Source organism: Legionella lytica (assembly GCF_044626755.1).
Lineage (GTDB): Bacteria > Pseudomonadota > Gammaproteobacteria > Legionellales > Legionellaceae > Legionella > Legionella lytica_A.
The window spans coordinates 89,552-108,632 of sequence record NZ_JBGORX010000005.1 but is presented as its reverse complement, the minus strand read 5'-3'; the positions used below and the strand labels follow the sequence as shown (position 1 = coordinate 108,632).

The following is a 19,081-nucleotide window of genomic DNA, read 5'->3' as shown; positions in this document are numbered from 1 at the left end:
CTATATTACTCCTAAATTAATACATTCGTAGGTTATTGATGTTTCAGGGATTGCAACGCTAGTCAGTGTGTAGCGAGGAATATTTTTGAATATAGCTCTTGTTAATATGGAAATGAACTTAAGGATTATTAATGAAAAAGGTTACGCGTTTTTTTTTCAATAGTTCCATTGCTGTTTCATCGCTTTTAGGTGCTCAATGTGTGTACGCAACACAGTTTGATTGTACGAAGATGACCGTTTCGCAAATCAAACGTGCTCTTGATAATCATTGGATTACTAGCCAATCTTGCGTAAATCAGTTGCTACAAAGAATTAATACTCTATCACCAGTGAATACCCCACATGTGGTGAGTGACTATCAGGGGTTACAAACCTTTCCTGGCTTGAATGCCTATGTTTATTTAAATCCTAATATAGTGCAGCAGGCGATTCAGGCAGATCAATTAAGAGCATCAGGGGTTAAAAAGCCCTTATTAGGAGTACCCATTGCAATCAAAGATACGATACCCGTTCCTCTCGCCGGATATCCTAACTCCAGTGGTAATTTATACCTAAGCAATCAATATACTCCGCCTAACAACGATCCGGGCATTCAACGTTTACTCGATGCAGGCGCTATCCTTATTGGTCAAAATAACCAGCACGAGTTTGGTTCAGGTTTAACTGGAATTAACTTCTCTTATGGGCCAGTAAGAAATGCTCATGATAGTGCGCGAATTGCAGGGGGTAGTACTAGTGGTGGCGCTACGGCAGTTGCCAGTAAAATAGCTCCGGTTGCGATTGGTGATGATCTTGCAGGTTCGCTGCGTGTTCCTGCGGCTCTAAATGGAGTAATTGGATACCGACCTTCTGTATCTCGTTATGCATCACCTACTAATTCTTCATTGACCGTTCCTTTTGCTCCTTATCCTTCCACTATTGATGAAAAGGATAAAATGGATGTTCGCGGTATTGTTGCGCGTAGCATTCGTGACGTAGTACTTATTGATAAGTTCTTGTCTGAAGATGGTGGGGTACAACCGAATCTTCATAGAAAAATACGTGGTATGCGTCTAGGGGTTCCACAAAATTTTTATACCAATATGGAGCCAGATGTTGCTAAAGTAATCCAAAAAGCATTTAAGAAGTTAGAAGGACGGGGCGCTATTTTAGTAAAAACGCCTAATATCCCGAATATTGACCCGGCTCAACCTATTCCTGGGTTTCTCAGTCCGATTACTACTTATCAAGGCTTATGGTTTGCAAAATCCAGTATCTTTTTAGGTGGTACTCGTCATTGGGCGCAAGCAAATAATATTACGCTTAACCCTATTGGTGCTGACACTGCCGCCGGTATGGCATTGATTTATCAGATATTAAGCCTTCTATACCCAACTCAAGCTGCAGAAGAAGCTTATTATACTAATATCTTAATTCCGGCAACGAATGGACCGATTCAAGCCTATGAACAATATTTTATTGATAATAATTTGGATGCCGTTATTTATCCAACCTCCTTGCTTGCTGCGGCAAAAATAGAAACTATTGTGGTGAATGGCGGTAATCCATTGACAAATGGTTTGTATGATTTTGCTTATACAACGCAAACAGGAAGAACAGGTGGCGTTAGTGGGTTTTATAACGAAAATGGTTTGCTTTCTCCTCTATTAGGAACTCCTGCATTGAGCATGCCTGTGGGGTTAACGGCTGGAGATCGTCTGCCAGTTGGTTTGGAAATTGATGGTTTAAAAGGTCAAGATTCTAAATTAATGGAAGTGGGTGCCGCAATTCAGCGTGTGTTTGGTGTGCATCTGCATCATTAAATAAAAAATCGTTGCAAAAACAGAGCTTGGTTTTGCAACGATTTCCCCCAAAAGATAGCCTCAAACAGCATTGTGCTATAATTGACCAGTGTCAGGAGAAAAAAGCCGATGAGCTAAAACCGCTTTATCGAAATGATGAGAGGTGCAGATGGATACTATTGCAGTGATTCTCAACAATAAAGCTCGCAATCACAGCGCAGCTACTCCCTATTTGCAAGGGTTGCACGAAGCTGAAATCGCGTATCACCTTTATGATACAACTCCTGAAGATTTATCAGAAACTATAAAAGAATGTATTCAAACTTATAAGGTTATTCTGGTGGGTGGAGGAGATGGGACAATCCGAACTGCTGCACATCATTGTGCCAATACGTCCATCATTTTGGGAGTACTTCCTTTAGGAACTTTAAATCACTTTGCCAAAGAAATGGGACTACCTGAGGGTGTGGATGAGTTCGTTACTTGCCTGAAGGAGCAACAAACGAGCAAAATTGACGTCGCTAAAGTAAACGATTTCATTTTTATTAATAATTCATCCATTGGTTTTTATCCTAAATTTGCGGATAAACGAGATCAATACAGTAAATATTATAATAAATGGTTGAGTTATATTCCTGGTTTTTTTGAGGGGCTCAAAAAACACAAATCCTTTAAGCTCATTATCAAAAGTAAAAATCTGCAGCTTTCTTTACACACTTCCTTTTTGATGATTAGTAATAATGTTTATTCTTATGAGTTTCCTGTAGCCATTAAACGAGAGAGTTTTCAAAAAGCATTATTAGGAATTTATTATTTTAAACATGGAAAAATTCGTATTTTTAAATTAATAAAGCGCCTATTTACGAGCAAAAACCTTTTAGAAATAAAGCATTCAAAACATCCTATTGAAGTGCATTTTCGGAATGAGAAAGAAGTTACTATTTCTTTAGATGGGGAAACTATTAAAGTAAAAACCCCGTTATATTATGAAATATTGCCGGGGTCCTTAACACTTTTAATGAGTCCATTATGCGAATAGTTCATATTTCTGATTTGCATTTTGGTATGCATAATCCTGATATTATCGAGCCTTTCATTGAGGATTGCGCTTTGTTGAAACCTGAACTTGTAATTATTTCAGGAGATCTAACCCAAAGGGGAAAGGCGGAGCAATTTCAGCAATTATCAGAGTTTTTAAGGCGTATAACGGTTCCTCAACTGATAGTTCCCGGCAATCATGATATTCCTATGCATAATCCTCTGATGCGCTTTTGTCATCCGTTTAAACAGTTTAAAACGTACATTTCCTCTGATCTGGAGGTGAGTTATGAGAATGATGAAGTTAATATCCTAGGTGTTAACAGTGTTACGCCTTATAAACTTAAAGACGGGGCATTAAGTATTAAGACCTTAACTCGAATTAAAAATCATTTTTCTGTTCACTCTACGCAATTAAATATTTTGTTTTTTCATCATAACCTTAAATATTTTTCGGGAATGCATCATCCTTTGAATAATGCGGAAGAGTTTTTGGAGTATTTAAAAGACAGTCCAATTCATCTGGTTTGCACAGGGCATTTGCATTATTCTAATTTACAATTAATTCCTAAAAGGCAAGGTTTTCCATGCGCCTTGCTGCATGCGGGCTCTTTGTGTTGTCAACGTACCAAAGACGAGAATAATAGTTTTTACTTTATCGAGATCGAACGCTTGCACTGTTCTATTTCCAGGCGTATCTATGTAAAGAATGCCTTTTCACCTGCAGAGCAGCACTCATTGGATTTTGGGGCTTCGATAATTTAAAAAAGAGAGTCCAACCATGTCATTAGAGGATCCTGGCCTTTTTTACTATGCGTGCGCTTGACTCAAATAATTTTTCTTTCAGCTGGGTTAAATTAGAGTAGGTTAATTTGCCATTATGTTTCACAATTTTTCCATCAATAATGACTGTTTTGACGTTTTGTCTTCCAGCGTAGAACACTATGGATTGATAGGGATTATGTACGGGCCAAAGATTTACATCTTGAAAATCAAGAAGTATCAGATCAGCTTTCATGCCTTGGGCTACTTTGCCTACCATTTTTTCTAAATTAAGTGCCCGTGCGGCATTGCTTGTTATCCAATCCAAAGCATTATCGCAATTTAGACTGAGATGCTTCACTAAGTCACCGGAGTCAATTATTTTCTGATTAGCAATTGCACGTTGTGTCTGCAGCGCAAAACGTAATTGGGTAAACAAATCCCCCCCTATATTCGAGGCAATATCTGTCCCTAATACGGGTAAGCCTCCGGCTTGCACTATTTTTCCGGTGGCTGGAAAACCCATTCCCATTTGCATTTCCACTTCGGGTGTAATGCTGAGTGAGGCTCCATGATCAGCAATTAATTTATATTCTTCATCGGTCAGATTATTCCCATGCACAAAATTAATATTGCTGTCTAGCAATCCTGCTTCATAAATTTTTTTTACTCCGAATTTTGCCGATCGAACTCCAATGTGCATAGAGGCTAGAATATTCAATTCACGAGCTAATCTAATATCACTAAAAAGCGCTTCATCGGTTGTTGAATCAGGACCACGAACCGCTAAGGCCATCTGTATACGAGCATTGGGGCGAGAAAAATGGTTTTTAAAAAATGGCACTGCATCTTCAGGATGCTTTTCAGAACTATCAAACCACCATTTTCTCGCATCGATTCCGGGTGGGCCATAGCCAAAAACAGCACGAATTCCTGACTCCTCCAGACCGCTTAATGCGGCATTCGCCCAATCAACACCATTAATGTTATTACACCAATCCAGGACACAAGTTACTCCCGCATCAATTTGCTCCAAGGCGCCAAATAGATTAGCAAGATACATATCTTCTGGCGTAAATTGGCCGCCAAGGCTATCAAGCATTTTTTCGAAATAATCAAATAAACTCCAGTTTCCGGCAACACCATGCAACCCGGATTGCCATACATGAATATGGGTATTAATTAAACCGGGCATCACAATCATGCCTTGTGCATTAACGATTTCTGCATCTACAGGATTTAGATGAGGGCTAATTTCTTTAATCGTGTCATTTACAATTAAAATATCCACTTTTTGCCAGTGTTGAGGGGATTCTGGATTTAATAACAAGGCATTTTGAATCAAAATAGAGTTTTTCTGCATGGTTATCTCCTTACGAAGCTTCGTCGCAATGGATGATTTAAGATTATAATGTTTATTATTGATTACACTTAAGAGGCTATCAATGAAAAAATAGGAATTTTCTCCCTAATAAAATGTTACATTCACATTAAACAGATACTGACCCCTTTAATATCAATGGCAGCGGAGATAAAAGAGCAAATTTTTAGTAGTGGTGGGGATTGCATTTATTTTGGATTTGGGGAGATTAGTTCCGAGGAGGCAGACCACATCCTTGTGGTAGTGCATCATCCTTGATGCAATTCAAATCCTTCTTAAGACATCCTCTGTCATTCCTCGTACTGAGTTAATGATAGCCAAGAACTTTGAGAAGTTAAACTCAAAATAGCTCATTATCACGTAAGAAATCTCTTAATTTGCAGATAATTTATTCTCATTATTATAAATGGGGTACTTATTACTTCCTAATAGGAAAAAAATCAATAAGTTAGCAGTGAATGGCGAGAATTTCTGCGGATGTCATTAGATTTACCTGCCCTGTAAAAACTGGGAATTCAGGGTCAAACAAAAAATATTATGGCCCTAAACATAACCCAAATCTTTAATTTCACTTCGTTGAACCCAATTGGCACACCACCTTAAACCTGTGCTGGTGCAGAATTATTGGAATTCTCTAGCGGAGTATAGGCATCTTTGGAAAACTCACTGGGAATCCAGCCAGTCAGTAGTGTGCCACGATAGAGAAGTTGGCACAAAAAGACCGCTTTGCATAGGTCATTACTGTCATAGGATGAGCATTGAGTACTTTCAAATAGCATGGTAATAGCAAGAGCCATTTGAGCCGCAGAAAGACCAGCTTGCAGTAAATGCATCGTTTTTTCTGATAGGTGTGTATCTGAACGAAAGAATGAATAGGTTGAAATAGCCACTTGTGCTAATTTTGTGGGGATCATTGCTGCGGGAGTAAATGCCTCTAAACTCGAGCTGATTACTTCTGTAGCAGCATTACTTCGTTGAGCATTACGATGTCCTGTCGATGAGGAAAATGGGCCGCGTGTGTTGAAGGTGTTCCTTAGAGTAGTGAGCGCATTATTAAAAAAACCAGGCATAGAATATCCTTATAATTCAATCAGAAAAAATTCAAAATAGGAGAAAAAAATAGCATGGAATAAATTTAATTCATAGACATTGAGGTGGAAATTCATGCCAATGAATAATAGGGTGCTATATGGGTGAGCACATAAGCTAACTCATCTAATCGCGGGTGGCGCTCACTCGATTACGCCCCGCTGCCTTGGCTGCATAAAGTGCATCGTCAGCAGCACTAATAAGCTCGTCAGCAGTTCGGCCATCATCAGGGAATGATGCAACACCGAACGAGACAGTAACGGGTATCGCTGAGCTGCCGTACAATATGGGAGCAGCAGCCAGTGTGCTTCGCAATTGTTCAGCCCGCTCAATGGCTAGAGGTTTATCTACTTTCGGTAACAACAGGAGAAATTCTTCGCCACCATAGCGGCAATAGATGTCACCTTGGCGAGCCTGTTGCCTCAAAATATTACTAAAAACCCGTAATACTTCATCACCGGCAAGATGGCCAAAGTGGTCATTCACCATTTTGAAGTGATCCAGATCGCCCATGATTATACTAAGAGGGTAATTATTATGCTGAGAGAGGGACAGTTCTCGATCTAATGTTTCTTCAAGATAGCGACGGTTATAAAGACCAGTCAGAGCATCATGTATTGATTGGTCAAGCAATATTTTTTGTAATGCCTGCAATTCATGTTCCGCACGAATGCGATCGGTTACATCCATAGTTAATCCAATGAATGCGGGTTTGTCATTGATTTCCATGACGCTACTATGAACCTCCACATCAATGACTTCACCATTTTTACGTAAGCCATGAAATAGGTAAACAACCCGCGTTTCTTGGCCAGAAAGTCGGTTTCGGATACTTTCTGATATGAGTGGTCTATCCTTTTGGTCGATGATATCGAGTGGCCCTAATTCCCGAATTTCCTCGGCACTATACCCAAAAATTTCATTAAATTTGGCATTTGAATAACTGAATTTTCCATTCTCAATGATTACAATACCTACCAGAGACTGGTTCACCAAACCGTGGAATTTCTTTTCGGAGTCACTTAAGGCACGAGTTATTTTTTCATTTTCCCGTAATGCCTGTTCTAGTTCTGCTGTACGGATACGTACTTGTTCTTCTAATATAACCGCGGTCTGGAACAGACTGTAATCAGAACTTTGAACACTGGTGCTGCGTTCGGCACGATCCATCAATGCCTTTATTATTTTGTTAAGACGAACTATTTCCCTCTTTAACTCTTCTTCGTTTGACCTAGAGTTGGGTTGCGCTGTGTTAAGCATTATCCATCTCCTTTGAATTTGAGCCTATCGCAATTCCAACTAAAGTTTGATTAACATGCACGCCTCGGAATTGCTCACCATAAGTATTAAAACCAATGGTGTTGTTTTGCTGAAAAATATCGCTAATACACGCTATTGTTTCAGGAGAAACCTCAATCTTGCGTAGAATACAATCACAGCCGAGAACCAGTTGTGGTGGACCGATTTCAGAACGAAGTTGGGCGAAATTTTCCTCCAGGTTATCTAATAAATTCACTCCTTTAGCCACTCGAAGGACCAATCCATTCTCAATGGCGCAAAAAAAAGTCAAGCTACCATCCGGATTGGCTTTTTGGATAGAACGCACGTAGTTGGTACCGTCGATCATGACGACAATAGGTGAGGCAGCAAAGCGCATCGAATCAAGACTATGCACATCAATACCGAGTATTCTTGCATATTCTTGTGCTGCGGGTAGTCCATTGATCTCCTTTACCTTACGGTGGGCGGTATCTGCTTCCGTGACAACCAATCTGGTATCAGTAGCAATAAAATGCTGGGTTTTGAATATCTTAAAGGGTAATTTAGTAGTAACCAAAGTGACGATAGCGCTGTCTGAATGAAAATGCCCTTGGAAATACACATAGGTAGATTTGAAGTTAAGGCTATCACCAGCTGAACCACCAATTAGAGGAATTTTTCCCAGCCCACTTTGCAATATTCGAGCGACCGGTTCTTCCCGTTTTGATAAGCCATCAATTAACAAAAAGGCAAAGCTGTTTTGAATATCCGTTTCTCGTTCCAGACGGTGCAACAGCTCTTGGGTAAAGTGCTGGCATTTAGAAATTTGTAATTGTTGCAAGTGAGTAAGAAGACCGGCTACAGCCTTAAAATCAGTCGCTGAAAAACTAACACCTGTCAGGCTGTGATCTAGATACCCGGCAGGGCCAATTTCTCCTGCTGTAGTACAACCTACAACTTGTATGCCTGTAAAAAGACGTTTCATTTCGTCTGCCAAGGCATCCAGATCATATTCACTTGAGCAAAAGAAAATTACTAACTCCATGTTTGGCTGTTTTACGGTTTCGTAAAATTCACGCACAGCATCACGCGCATTTGCCAGACAAGATTGAGCTCGACGTATGGAGGAGTTATTCCTCATCGTTTTCTCCAAATCCGTTCTATGGAATAACTTATTTTATTATAAAGTATAGATGGGTATAAATTATGGTGGGTATTCAGAAAGGAGCTTTCTGCTTTAGATAGCCGAGGATATGAGTCTCCTGGCGAATTGCTTCATGTTCTAAGCAGGGGAGATAGCAAAGAAGATCCCCTAAGGTATAAAGCAGTGACATGTTTCACGTGTACCTTGAAATTACTTTTTTGCATGGAGAATGGAAGTGCAACGAAATGGAGTCTTTACGAAAAGACACAGTAAATTTTTGATTGTCGGGGAAGGGAGTAGTGTTCCGAGGAGACAGACCACATCCTTGTGGCAATGCATCGTCCTTAATGCGTTCAAATAATCCTTATAAGACATCCGCTGTCATTCCTCGTACTCAGTTAATCATAGCCAAGAATTATAAGAAGTTAAACTCAGAATAGCGCATAATCATGTAAGAGATTTCTTAATTTGCACATAAGGGCTCCTAGGGCGTGCTCCCATTCCTTGAAGCAATGGGACAAGCCCTTTGCAAATTCAAAAAAATGAAAAGGATTCAATAGAGGAAAAAGGACTTTCTTTGTTATTTTCGAAGTCTTTGCCTGCATTAATAAAAGCCATTTCCATCTTTTGTCTTGAATAAGAGAGGCGCGGGGAACTAATACTTACCCATCTAGCCAATTAATGGGGTTCATTTACTCTTTTATCGGCCTAATGCGGGTTGTCTAACAAGCTCAGGAGGGTTGCTCTCTTCACTTGTGCTCTGCTTGTTATTTGGTTTGGTCCAGGTAAATGAATCATGCGCTGCATTGATTCGCGCTTTCAGTGCGTTTAATGAGTTTTTATCTGCCAACCAATCACATCGTTCATTTGCTAATTCATTGCTTGAAGCCGCTGGCTGTGTATGCTCGCGTTGGGGGTATGGACTTATCTGCGTTAATTCTTTAGGCTTTATCGCTGGGCTGTTTCGCGTAGCATCTTCTGCTTTTGTTTGCATGGTGGTTCCAAGTGAAAGAAACCGATTATATAGATAGAGAATTGCTGCTGCAAATAAATGCTTCATTCTCGGCTTTTATTGGAATCAACTGATAAGTTCCCCATTTCGCACTTGCATTAACAATAGATGATGATCAAATAAAAGCATTTTCGATGCATCCAATAATTCGACTGGCACATACAGATTATATGCGAAATCCTATGATTTTCTCTATTAAACAGCAGGTTTATTCCATTGGATTTGGGTAAATGAGGACAGAAACACTCTGATTCGTAATTATTTATACCAGGGGAAGGGAAATTGTGTTCCGAGGAGACAGACCACATCCTTGTGGTAGTGCATCATCCTTGATGCGTTCAAATAATCCTTATTAAGACATCCGCTGTCGTTCCTCGTACTCAGTTAATAATAGCTAAGAATTGTAAGAAGTTAAACTCAAAATAGCTCATAATCATGTAAGAAATCTCTTATTTGCATGCATGACGCGGACTATAAATTCACTTTATCCAAGCCTATACTGCGGATTGCTGGGGAGTTATGGATCCGACTCAGGCGAAATGTTCAAAGGCGAACATGATTTATTACTCACAAATTTCATCGTTTAGTTACAGAAGCGGCGAGTGATTTATTTTTAAGCTATATGCTATATTTAAAATACGACGTGTAATATTTGTGTGCATCATGCCTAAAAAATCATCTCAAGTGGTCGTAGAACCTAAACATACTCGTGAATCCGTAGATAAAGTAGTCATTGGAACAGATCCTAAAGAATTAGTTGATTCAATTAATGAACTCATAGAGCATCCTGAGAAAAAAATAATTCATTTACAGAAATATTTGCCGACTCACGAAACATTTTCTGTCGAAGATGTTTATTCTATCATTGAGGGGTGTAAAAATCCTCAATTAAAAGAAGCAATCAATACAGCACGTGAAAAAAATCCCAAACTTTCAGTACAACAGTTAATTGCTATGATCGAGGCACACGCTTCTAAATTAGGGGTGGATGTGAATCCGGTCTTAAATATTAGTAATGTTAATGCTGATATTAAGAAAATTTATCCCAATGCAACAGATATTGTTAATGGGATCCCTAGAGAACCGATTAATTATAGCGATGATGAAGTCAATACAGTTATCGTCGGAGCAGGGCCCATTGGTTTGCTAAATGCTATTGGCATCATGAGAAAAAATCCAGGTGCTAAGATTGTGATGCTGGAAAAATATGATGAATATAAAAGAAATCATACCTTGAGGATGGATTATAAAGAGGTCGAAAAATACATCGATGCGATGGGGCCGCCACCCGATCCTGCATTGGCAGAATTAGCAGATCGATTAAGAAAAAATCGTGGTTATGATCTGGCAACTTTTGGTTTATCGGCTATTCGGATTAGTGAAATCGAACGGCTTCTTAAAAATCGTGCGGTAGAATTAGGCGCGCAGATTATTACGGGGGCAGGTATCACTGATTTAAATGAGCAAGTAATAAATAAATATGAAAATGCTGATTTAATTATAGGGGCGGATGGTACTCGTGGAGTCGTTTCCGAGCAGGGAATTGGTAAAAGTTATGTCTTGTCTCCTATGCGGGATAATATCCTGCTTGAACCCGGTAAGCTTTATCTACGGGAGGTAGGGGGACAAATCTTATATTCAGTCATTAATCAGGACGGAGTAGAGGTTATCGATAAACCTCTTGATAAAGAACGCATTCAAGTTACCCCGGGGCTTAGTGAAAAGGAGCTCATGAAAAAAGCTCAGGAAATGAAAAAAGATATTTTTGACATCGCGAGCCATAATGGCGATATAGAAATAATCGAAAATTCTAATAAGAAAGAATTTGATTTTGTATTGCAATTGCGTATTGAGGTTGAAGGGAACATCAAGCCAATCCCAGTTCCTACCCTTGCCCGATTCATGCAAAATTTTGGAGTAACCGGCGAGGAAGTTATTGGTAAAAAAGATGAAAATGGCAAAACAGCCATGACATTCCAAATCATGATTACCAAAGAGCAATTTAAGATTTTGGAGGCTGAAGCAAAATCAGGTAACCCAATCCGACCTTTTAGCGGCGATGATCCCAGAGCAGGGATAGTACCCGAAGTGGTAATGCAGCAGGTTAAAGGTTATTTGGGAATGAGATTGCGGCATTACACAAAGGAAAATGACCTTGTAAATCTTGATACGGCGACCATCAGTGTCAACGAAGCACCGGCTACCTATGCCAAAGAGGTATATAAGCAGGTCACTGATAATAAGGGAAAAAAACGGGATATAGTTGTTGTCGGTGATGCCGCAATGGGACTTTCTTATTTTAAAGGGATTAACGCAGCTTTTGCAGCCGGTGCCAAATTATTAGATCAAATAACGCAACCAGCAGCAGAAAGAGCTACGAGCTTGCAACACTATAAGCAATGGTTTGAGAACGATTTTGCTCCGAGAAAAGTCAAAGAAGTTGGCTTTTATAGTAATTATGTGATTGGGGCGATGCTGGGCGCTTTTCGTACATTAAAAGTGATTATTGGTTCTGATAAATTAATGAGCTCTGATGCTGCCGAAAGGACGGTGGATATGTATCTTGCACATTTGGCAGATGTGAGACAGGCTAAGGCGAACAAAGGTGAAGCCCTCCCTGAATGGAAGCATGCATATGAGCATGACGGACGTTCTCTACAAGATGTTATCACCTTTCAGCCCCAGTCAGGTCGTATATTATTGGAGCGAATAGGTAAAGAAATGGTTGATAGCGTTAAACCCTATAAATCTTTTTATCATCTAGCGCGGGATCTGCTTACTCCATTAAGGTCTGTATATCACATGGTTGCAGGATGCTTCCAGTTGGCATTAGCTTTACCAATTGAATTAGTGAATGCTGCTGTCGGGGTTATTGCGCCGAATAAATTAGAAACACGCATGGGTAATTTGCAGGAATGCACTAAAAATTTCTTTACCCGAGTGGGGGAAGGGGCATCACGTGTTTTATTTGGTGTGTCCTTAGCTGCTGAAAGCCTGGTGCTTCCTGTAAAATTGGCATCACGAGCTATTAGTACAGCAGTGAATGGCAACATATTGATCGAAAATAATAAAGGCATGAGTAAATTAATTGCTCAAACAGAAGTACTGGTGACGGAGGATAATGAGACTCAAGTGCTCCAGGACAAGCAATCAGAGGAAAAACTCGAAATGTCCCAGTTGAAATTAGTTGGGCTGGCCGTTGAGATCCATAGAAAATTTGAAAAATCTTATGAGCGGGGACAGAAGACTGAAGTGGATTGTATAAAAGAGCAAGAGCAATTTAAAAAATGTGTGCAAAATGGCACGAAAAAGGATTTCAAAGAATATTTCGAGCTCTTCAAGCATTCTTCCCAATACCATACAGCTCAGCAAGGAGTTACTGAGCAGAATGATAAAACTATTTCATTCAAAGATTACAAAGATGAATATAGGCAAAATCTTCAGGGGGAACCTAATCTGAGCGTGCGACCTGAAGCAGAGCAGCACCATACAACTCCCACTACAGGGATGTAGAAATACCCCTTGAGTCAGGCCTTGAATTTGGAATTCGAGGCCTGAGAAATCATGGAGAAAGTTAGGTTTGATATACTCTTTAACGTAATTTCATTTCTTCCGCAAAACCTTTATTACTCACCTTAACGACAGCCTCTACATTTGTTTGTGCTGTTTTGCTCAAGGTAAATCGACAGAGGGATTTTGAGAATAGCGAGCATGGAAATAATTCTAAGCACAAAAGCCTTTAATGACAAAGTACAGCGAGTGGGTATTTCATTTCGCCCATAATAATAGAAGTATTTCTTAATCCTGCAAAAATCCATGATGCTAGGGATAAAGAAGCATAATTTTATATGGAAGTTCATGGGTTTAACTTTAGGAACTCTTCTCGAGTGATAATATCGCAACAATTTTCTTTGGAAGAAAATACAATAATAGCGTTCCCTGATTGAAGATTATGTACTAGTTGCTTTTTCTTAGTCTGAATCTCCATTTCATGTTCCCCATAATCAGTGCCTTGACGAGTAATAACCTCAATAATTAAATTATCCAGGGCCTCTTCACTTAGTAATGTAGGATCAATTTCAATCATATTTATTTTACTCAATTAATTCGGCTCTAAAGGAATAGCGATTCCGAGCGGTAATAGTGTTATGTGGCAAGGTGTTGCTTTTGTTTTCTTGTTTATAAATTTCTGTATCGAGCCACGTTTTTTCCTCAGTTAATACCTCGTTATCTATAATTTTCCACCAGCACTTCGGTAGTTTTGCGGTTCCATCTGACCAGCGGTACTGTCGATTTTTTAATAAATCTTTTTTATCAAAAGGAGCATTTTCAGCACAAATAAGTGTTTGTTTCTTGCGCACATTACTTTTAAGCTCATCAAATGCGCCAGATTCATGTAGAAGAAGGTTTAATGTCGCCCAACAATCGTTAATCGCTCTATGTCCGTCATAAAAATAGCCAAGCTTCCAGTTAAGGTAATCAAGCTTTGAACTTTCATAGTCGCGTTCTTTCCAATCGATATCTTTTATTGTGCAACCGAAAGGGAGGGACGTAACTTTGGTTCTTATATTTTCAGGAGTTTGTAATTCTAAAAAATTACGGTCAAATTGGGCATTGTGACAGATGATTACATGACTCTCGTTGAGGGCTTGTAAAACAAAATTCCAATTAATGGTCTTTCCAAGTACATCTTCGTTACGAATACCGGTAATTTTGGTAATTTCTGGAGGTATTGGTTTTCCAGGATCCTGGAGTTCATTATAAGAATGCTTAATTTCAAGAACTCCTTCCTCATTGGAAAATGAAAATGAAAGCAAGCCAATTTCAATGATTTCATCCTGGGTGGCATCGATACCCATGGTTTCTAAATCAATAACGGTGGCGACAAATACCTTAGATGCAGGCCCTGGAATAGTGTTGTTAAAGCGCATTGGTACTCGTTTTAACACGTGAAAATCGGGATGTTGAGATAATGCATCAAGAGCTTGTTTAATCATTAGAATACTTATAGGTTTTAAATAAATTTCTCATGGGGTAAATGGTAACGCAGAATTAGGATGGACGTTAGTGTTTTCAAGATATGCAGGTGGTAATTTTAAAATGCCCGTAAGTTTCTCAAGGAACTAATACTGCGCTATTTAAAGTAAAAGCTCGTCGATAGGTTCTAACTAATTAATCATTAATATTATTTTTATTTTTTAATAGCTGATTTAGTCGTTGCGCATCTTGCGGCGCATTGGCTTTTTCATCATTATCAAAATAACAATAAATTGTTTTACCTTGTTTATGCCAATTAATAAATTTATCCGCATATTCTTTTAAGGTTGAATCTTCATAAGCCCCTTTATAGGCCTGTTCGTGTGGCCCATGCATTCGAATATAAATAAAGGGGCTGGTGACTATTTCTGGTGAGCGATACATTTTATGATCATAAAAGCAAAGTGACATTTGATTTTTATCTAATAGTTCATACAGTTCTTCGCAAAACCAGCTCTTATGCCTAAATTCAAAAGTATATAAATACTGTTCAGGTAATTGCTCAATAAATTGTTTTAAAGTAGGGATGTCTATTTTCCACCAGGGTGGAAACTGAAATAATATGGGGCCTAATTTTTCTTCAAAGTGACTAAACGCGTTAAGTAACTTATTCACACTTTCCGTGCAATCTTTTAATTTCTGCAAATGAGTAATATATCGATTTGCTTTACATGAAAAAATAAAATTGGATGGTGTTAAATCTACCCAATTCATTACATTTTTTTCTTTAGGAATTTGATAGAAACTATTATTAAGTTCCACACTATCCAAAATGTTAGCATAATACGGCAGGATCAGATTGGGTTTTATCTTTTGAGGATAAAAATTGCCTAACCAACCGGAATAGCTCCACCCTGATGTACCTATATTAAATGGATTTTTGGGCATAAAAATCTTAATTTTTATAAAGGTATCTAAATTATAGGCGCAGAAAAATAAAAAAAATTATCAGAACCAATAAAGATTTGCCACTGATGCATAATACGCCTCTTTGAGGCAAACACATGATGAGATGAATTTATTGTTCTTAATTTAATCCATTTGATCATTATTTAATAATTTCTTAATAATTATCCTGTAAAATTTAGCACAACTTACTAAAGATGTGATTTATTAGGAGATCCCATGTCAGCAACTCGTTCACTAACTAATCTCTATGGCTCTTTCTTTTTCGGCTGTGGCCAAATGGCGGTTAGCCCTTATTCATTGACATTAAAAGCATTTATGGGGTCTCAGCCTACAGAAAAGGATTTGGTTTTAGGTGTTGGCGCCTGTATTTTTTTATCTACAGTAGTACCTATTTTGCCCCAAATAACATCATTTACATTTGTGGCTGCTGCATTTACTGCAAGTCTTGCTTTAGCCAGCATGTTTGTTACCTACCCAGTTTCTCTTTTGATTGATGCGGTTAATCCAGAGGAATCTTCTTCTTTCGTGTTTAGCAACTAAGAGTCTTGCTATTTAATGATGTGGTTCAATGGATCACATCAAACCCACTTCTTATCTTTTTAGTGTTCGAAAGCTGTGGGTTATAAGCTATATCGAATTATATGTCCTTTCCCTGTGATACTACCTATCAGGGGCTATGAAATTTTAAATACTCAATCCTGTAAGTCAGATTAAGAGATTTCTTACATGATTATGAGCTATTTTGAGTTTAACTTCTGATAATTCTTAGCTATGATTAATTCAGTACGAGGACAGACAGCGGATGTCTTAATAAGGATTATTTGAACGCATCAAGGACGATGCACCGCCACAAGGATGTGGCCTGTCTCCTCGGAACACTAGAAAGCCTTTCTTCATAATAAAAAATCCCCCGCAGACATTAAATGCCATATGAGCCATATCAACGAGAAGGGTTTATCGGTAGGCATTCATGAGGTATATCATTTATTAAATTAAATAAAAAGTCGTCATGCGAACAAAATGGAGCAACCTAGTGCTGAGTTTTAACGAAGCATCGTTTTCGGTGTTCGCAATTACGAAATTTACATGTTCCGTAAACGCTTACATTATAGGCTGGCTGAAACAGTAGATTCTTCAGTCAGCGACGGAATACTCTGTATGAGATGGTTAGTAACATCTTGTTTACCCTCGTTTAAAAATAGAGCTGGGAAATTTCGGGGTGGTCTATTGGTTAAAAAATTCGGGATGTTTGAATTGACCTTGGCAGCCCAGAGATACACGTGATTTTTTAAGTGTTGATACATTGTTTTAATGGTTTGATTCAATAGTTCATTTTTATAATTTTTTTGTGATTCAACCAATGCATGATTCGCTGCAAAAACTCCCATAGAAGCTGCTGTCGCAAGCACTCCCCAGCCCAGTAAGGGAAACGCCGCAAAACTACTAAATAACCCTAAGCCCGCCAATAATCCCGATAATCCCGCGCTACAACCCGCTATAGAACCAAATGTACCAACAAAAGCGAAAAACATAGGAGGGCCAGCTTTGGAGAAAGGTATGGAACATGATTTAACCAGTTCTTTCTCGATTAACGACAGAATGGATTTTTCTTTAAATAATTGCTGTTCAATCATGATTTTTATAATGCTTAAAGATTGGTTTAAGGGAGACTGTTTATCATTTTTATCTACAATTTGTTGATTAAGTTGTAAAAGTAAATAGGATTCAAAAGACATCTTTCTATCGGTTAACTGATAGTTCTTGTCCATTGTGGTGATGTATTCCTTAATGAATTCCAGTAATTTTTGCTCATTTTTTTGCAATAGTAGGTGAAATTTCTGTTGCTCTTCCAGAGCTTGCTCATAAGACAAATAAAATATAGCCGTAGAGACTGTTAAAAAAAGAGTGGTGGCTAGGCCCCCTAGGGTGAAGGACAACAAGCCACCCATTGATGCGCCAACCACACTAAAGGTTATTCCATAGAGTGGCCAGGCAACACCAGCCCCTGTACCCACGCCATTAATTATTGATCTGAAAAATGCCATTAAGTATATATCCCATTCGATAATGGTAACTATGAATTTAGCCTGTTCCTTGTAATCACTCATAAATGGGCTTTATCATTTAGGAATGCTCGTTGGCTGTTCTAGCGCAGGGAAGTACAATATACGGCTTTAGTATTTTGAACTTATCATAAGTGCATGAGTACTTACAAATGTACCATAATAATATAACTCTAAAGAGATTAGCTCATTGTCCAGTTAATCGGTTTATTACATTGCTAACCGAGAGGTTGAGATGAATAAGCATCGATCGCTAAAAGGGAGAAATATCCTATAAAATGGGTGTTTTATGGTCCGTAATTGATGCATATGCATCAATTTGTACTCACTGGAAGGTAAAAATATATAGCCTTTATTCAAGGCTATATAGGAGCTTGAGCTAATCTATCTTAAGAATGCATCAATGAACAGAAAATTTAGAAATCTGGTTGAGGGGGGGCTTCAATTTCGGATAAAGTTAAATCCGCTGCTATTTTTTGAGTTTCTTTTAATTCATTATGAGGGGTTTTAAAAAAGCTAATGGTTGCCAATCCTAAAAGACCCGTACCGGCTATTGCCAGAGGGATAGTGTATGTGGAAGCAATAATAATAGCCGCAGCAATAACTGCAATACCACTTACAGCGTAGTAGGGATAAAAATTTAAAATGAATGCAGCGCTAAGTCCTTGTTCCTCTTTATTTTCTGGATGCCTCAAGTCAAGGTCTGCTGAAAATTTAGCAACAAACTCAGCTCGTTCAGCTAGATGTTCTCTATATGCTGCTTCGTATAGTTCAGAGAGGAAGCTATTTATCTCCTCAATTCCTTGACCTGTTTTGGCACTGGTTTTAAAGTGATAGCTAATATGGTGTTTTTGTTTAAATTCAGTAACTATTTGCTCCGCTATGGGCTTATGAACTGAATCAGCATCTTGTTCAAGCATTCTATCAATACGAGTTTCAACCAAAATAGGCATATAGGGTTGAGTAATTGATTCCAAATCACTACTTAACGTCTGGAGCGATTGTTCATCAAGGGGGTCAAAGCAGAGGAACATAACGTCGGTGCCCGCATAAAATGCTTGCTTCAATATTTGAAATCGTTCTTGGCCGGCTGTATCCCAGTATTGTATATGTGCCTTGGGTGTGGTTCTCTTGGTTGGCTTAGCTGGATCACTCCGTAGTTCCGATGACGAAGGCAAACTTAGAGTACCTTTGAGCAAGCTCGCTCCTATAGTATATTTATATTCCGGATTAAATTCTTCACCTCGTAAGCGTGCGATCAGCGCTGTTTTTCCAACAACATTACCTACAAAGCACGTTTTATATATCGCCAGGTAGGGCAGTTTAGTATTCGTCATATTATTATTCTTATTTTAAATCATAAAAAAACATCATGATAACAAAATGGGCATATGGGCGCAGCAAAATAATTGAGTTGCTCTAATCTAGAGCCAAACTGCTTAAATAATATCTATGATTGTATTCGCGGTTTCGATGGTTGGATGCTGAATTCAAATTATCACATCATCAACGTATGGCTACAATACATTCTCTTGAGCAGACTTGTGTTTTACCCTGAAAACGGTTCTATTCGTGCGACGACAAAATAAGCTACACTATAGAGCG

15 protein-coding genes are annotated in these 19,081 nt (G+C 38.7%); 5 read left to right on the top strand and 10 right to left on the bottom strand.

Annotated elements, in window-relative coordinates; genetic code table 11:
* Positions 1 to 131: 131 nt before the first annotated feature.
* The 3 genes from ACD661_RS12205 to ACD661_RS12195 all read left to right on the top strand — a co-directional run bounded on the left by ACD661_RS12205 (position 132) and on the right by ACD661_RS12195 (position 3,584).
* Positions 132 to 1,802 (top strand): amidase family protein, encoded by a 1,671-nt coding sequence (locus tag ACD661_RS12205; RefSeq protein ID WP_400188145.1) that lies wholly within the window; start codon positions 132 to 134, stop codon positions 1,800 to 1,802.
* Positions 1,803 to 1,950: 148 nt separating this feature from the next.
* Entirely contained in the window at positions 1,951 to 2,820 is an 870-nt protein-coding gene (locus ACD661_RS12200) for a diacylglycerol/lipid kinase family protein (RefSeq protein WP_400188144.1), read from the top strand.
* Positions 2,811 to 3,584, top strand: a complete 774-nt coding sequence (locus ACD661_RS12195) for a metallophosphoesterase family protein (protein WP_400188143.1) — start codon at positions 2,811 to 2,813, stop codon at positions 3,582 to 3,584. The genes ACD661_RS12200 and ACD661_RS12195 overlap by 10 nt, the downstream gene beginning before the upstream one ends.
* 22 nt (positions 3,585 to 3,606) lie before the next feature.
* Here ACD661_RS12195 and ACD661_RS12190 read toward each other — a convergent pair whose 3' ends face one another.
* The 5 genes from ACD661_RS12190 to ACD661_RS12170 all read right to left on the bottom strand — a co-directional run bounded on the left by ACD661_RS12190 (position 3,607) and on the right by ACD661_RS12170 (position 9,449).
* A complete protein-coding gene (locus tag ACD661_RS12190; protein WP_400188142.1) occupies positions 3,607 to 4,944 on the bottom strand; it encodes an amidohydrolase family protein in 1,338 nt (445 codons plus the stop codon).
* A 617-nt stretch (positions 4,945 to 5,561) separates the two neighbouring features.
* On the bottom strand, positions 5,562 to 6,032 hold the full coding sequence (locus ACD661_RS12185; protein WP_400188141.1) for a hypothetical protein: 471 nt from the start codon (positions 6,030 to 6,032) through the stop codon (positions 5,562 to 5,564).
* 145 nt (positions 6,033 to 6,177) lie between these two features.
* A complete protein-coding gene (locus ACD661_RS12180; protein ID WP_400188140.1) occupies positions 6,178 to 7,311 on the bottom strand; it encodes a GGDEF domain-containing protein in 1,134 nt (377 codons plus the stop codon).
* Positions 7,304 to 8,452 (bottom strand): nitric oxide-sensing protein NosP, encoded by a 1,149-nt coding sequence (nosP, locus tag ACD661_RS12175; RefSeq protein WP_400188139.1) that lies wholly within the window; start codon positions 8,450 to 8,452, stop codon positions 7,304 to 7,306. The genes ACD661_RS12180 and nosP overlap by 8 nt, the downstream gene beginning before the upstream one ends.
* A gap of 703 nt (positions 8,453 to 9,155) precedes the next feature.
* On the bottom strand, positions 9,156 to 9,449 hold the full coding sequence (locus ACD661_RS12170; RefSeq protein ID WP_400188138.1) for a hypothetical protein: 294 nt from the start codon (positions 9,447 to 9,449) through the stop codon (positions 9,156 to 9,158).
* 681 nt (positions 9,450 to 10,130) lie between these two features.
* Between ACD661_RS12170 and ACD661_RS12165 the strand changes: the two genes are divergently transcribed.
* Positions 10,131 to 12,980, top strand: a complete 2,850-nt coding sequence (locus tag ACD661_RS12165; RefSeq protein WP_400188137.1) for an FAD-dependent oxidoreductase — start codon at positions 10,131 to 10,133, stop codon at positions 12,978 to 12,980.
* Positions 12,981 to 13,323: 343 nt separating this feature from the next.
* Here the strand turns inward: ACD661_RS12165 and ACD661_RS12160 are convergent, their stop codons facing one another.
* The 3 genes from ACD661_RS12160 to ACD661_RS12150 form a co-directional block, all read right to left on the bottom strand.
* Positions 13,324 to 13,554 carry a YheU family protein gene (locus ACD661_RS12160; protein WP_400188136.1) on the bottom strand — a complete coding sequence of 77 codons (231 nt, stop codon included), beginning with the start codon at positions 13,552 to 13,554 and terminating at the stop codon, positions 13,324 to 13,326.
* A gap of 7 nt (positions 13,555 to 13,561) precedes the next feature.
* Entirely contained in the window at positions 13,562 to 14,464 is a 903-nt protein-coding gene (locus ACD661_RS12155; RefSeq protein ID WP_400188135.1) for a 3'-5' exonuclease, read from the bottom strand.
* A 175-nt stretch (positions 14,465 to 14,639) separates the two neighbouring features.
* Positions 14,640 to 15,392 (bottom strand): DUF72 domain-containing protein, encoded by a 753-nt coding sequence (locus ACD661_RS12150; protein ID WP_400188134.1) that lies wholly within the window; start codon positions 15,390 to 15,392, stop codon positions 14,640 to 14,642.
* Between the two features lie 237 nt (positions 15,393 to 15,629).
* Between ACD661_RS12150 and ACD661_RS12145 the strand changes: the two genes are divergently transcribed.
* Positions 15,630 to 15,953 (top strand): hypothetical protein, encoded by a 324-nt coding sequence (locus ACD661_RS12145; protein ID WP_400188133.1) that lies wholly within the window; start codon positions 15,630 to 15,632, stop codon positions 15,951 to 15,953.
* A 566-nt stretch (positions 15,954 to 16,519) separates the two neighbouring features.
* Here the strand turns inward: ACD661_RS12145 and ACD661_RS12140 are convergent.
* Together ACD661_RS12140 and ACD661_RS12135 are read right to left on the bottom strand one after the other, a co-directional pair.
* Positions 16,520 to 17,458 carry a hypothetical protein gene (locus ACD661_RS12140; RefSeq protein WP_400188132.1) on the bottom strand — a complete coding sequence of 313 codons (939 nt, stop codon included), beginning with the start codon at positions 17,456 to 17,458 and terminating at the stop codon, positions 16,520 to 16,522.
* Between the two features lie 434 nt (positions 17,459 to 17,892).
* Positions 17,893 to 18,813 carry a Rab family GTPase gene (locus ACD661_RS12135; protein ID WP_400188131.1) on the bottom strand — a complete coding sequence of 307 codons (921 nt, stop codon included), beginning with the start codon at positions 18,811 to 18,813 and terminating at the stop codon, positions 17,893 to 17,895.
* Between the last annotated feature and the right edge of the window lie 268 nt (positions 18,814 to 19,081).

Excerpts from the sequence above, each read along its gene's own strand:
- ACD661_RS12165 (WP_400188137.1), top strand. The coding sequence starts at position 10,131 with ATGCCTAAAAAATCATCTCAAGTGGTCGTAGAACCTAAACATACTCGT.
- ACD661_RS12195 (WP_400188143.1), top strand. The coding sequence starts at position 2,811 with ATGCGAATAGTTCATATTTCTGATTTGCATTTTGGTATGCATAATCCT.
- ACD661_RS12200 (WP_400188144.1), top strand. The coding sequence starts at position 1,951 with ATGGATACTATTGCAGTGATTCTCAACAATAAAGCTCGCAATCACAGC.
- ACD661_RS12160 (WP_400188136.1), bottom strand. The coding sequence starts at position 13,554 with ATGATTGAAATTGATCCTACATTACTAAGTGAAGAGGCCCTGGATAAT.
- ACD661_RS12140 (WP_400188132.1), bottom strand. The coding sequence starts at position 17,458 with ATGGCATTTTTCAGATCAATAATTAATGGCGTGGGTACAGGGGCTGGT.
- nosP (WP_400188139.1), bottom strand. The coding sequence starts at position 8,452 with ATGAGGAATAACTCCTCCATACGTCGAGCTCAATCTTGTCTGGCAAAT.
- ACD661_RS12170 (WP_400188138.1), bottom strand. The coding sequence starts at position 9,449 with ATGCAAACAAAAGCAGAAGATGCTACGCGAAACAGCCCAGCGATAAAG.
- ACD661_RS12135 (WP_400188131.1), bottom strand. The coding sequence starts at position 18,813 with ATGACGAATACTAAACTGCCCTACCTGGCGATATATAAAACGTGCTTT.
- ACD661_RS12190 (WP_400188142.1), bottom strand. The coding sequence starts at position 4,944 with ATGCAGAAAAACTCTATTTTGATTCAAAATGCCTTGTTATTAAATCCA.
- ACD661_RS12150 (WP_400188134.1), bottom strand. The coding sequence starts at position 15,392 with ATGCCCAAAAATCCATTTAATATAGGTACATCAGGGTGGAGCTATTCC.
- ACD661_RS12185 (WP_400188141.1), bottom strand. The coding sequence starts at position 6,032 with ATGCCTGGTTTTTTTAATAATGCGCTCACTACTCTAAGGAACACCTTC.
- ACD661_RS12155 (WP_400188135.1), bottom strand. The coding sequence starts at position 14,464 with ATGATTAAACAAGCTCTTGATGCATTATCTCAACATCCCGATTTTCAC.
- ACD661_RS12180 (WP_400188140.1), bottom strand. The coding sequence starts at position 7,311 with ATGCTTAACACAGCGCAACCCAACTCTAGGTCAAACGAAGAAGAGTTA.
- ACD661_RS12205 (WP_400188145.1), top strand. The coding sequence starts at position 132 with ATGAAAAAGGTTACGCGTTTTTTTTTCAATAGTTCCATTGCTGTTTCA.
- ACD661_RS12145 (WP_400188133.1), top strand. The coding sequence starts at position 15,630 with ATGTCAGCAACTCGTTCACTAACTAATCTCTATGGCTCTTTCTTTTTC.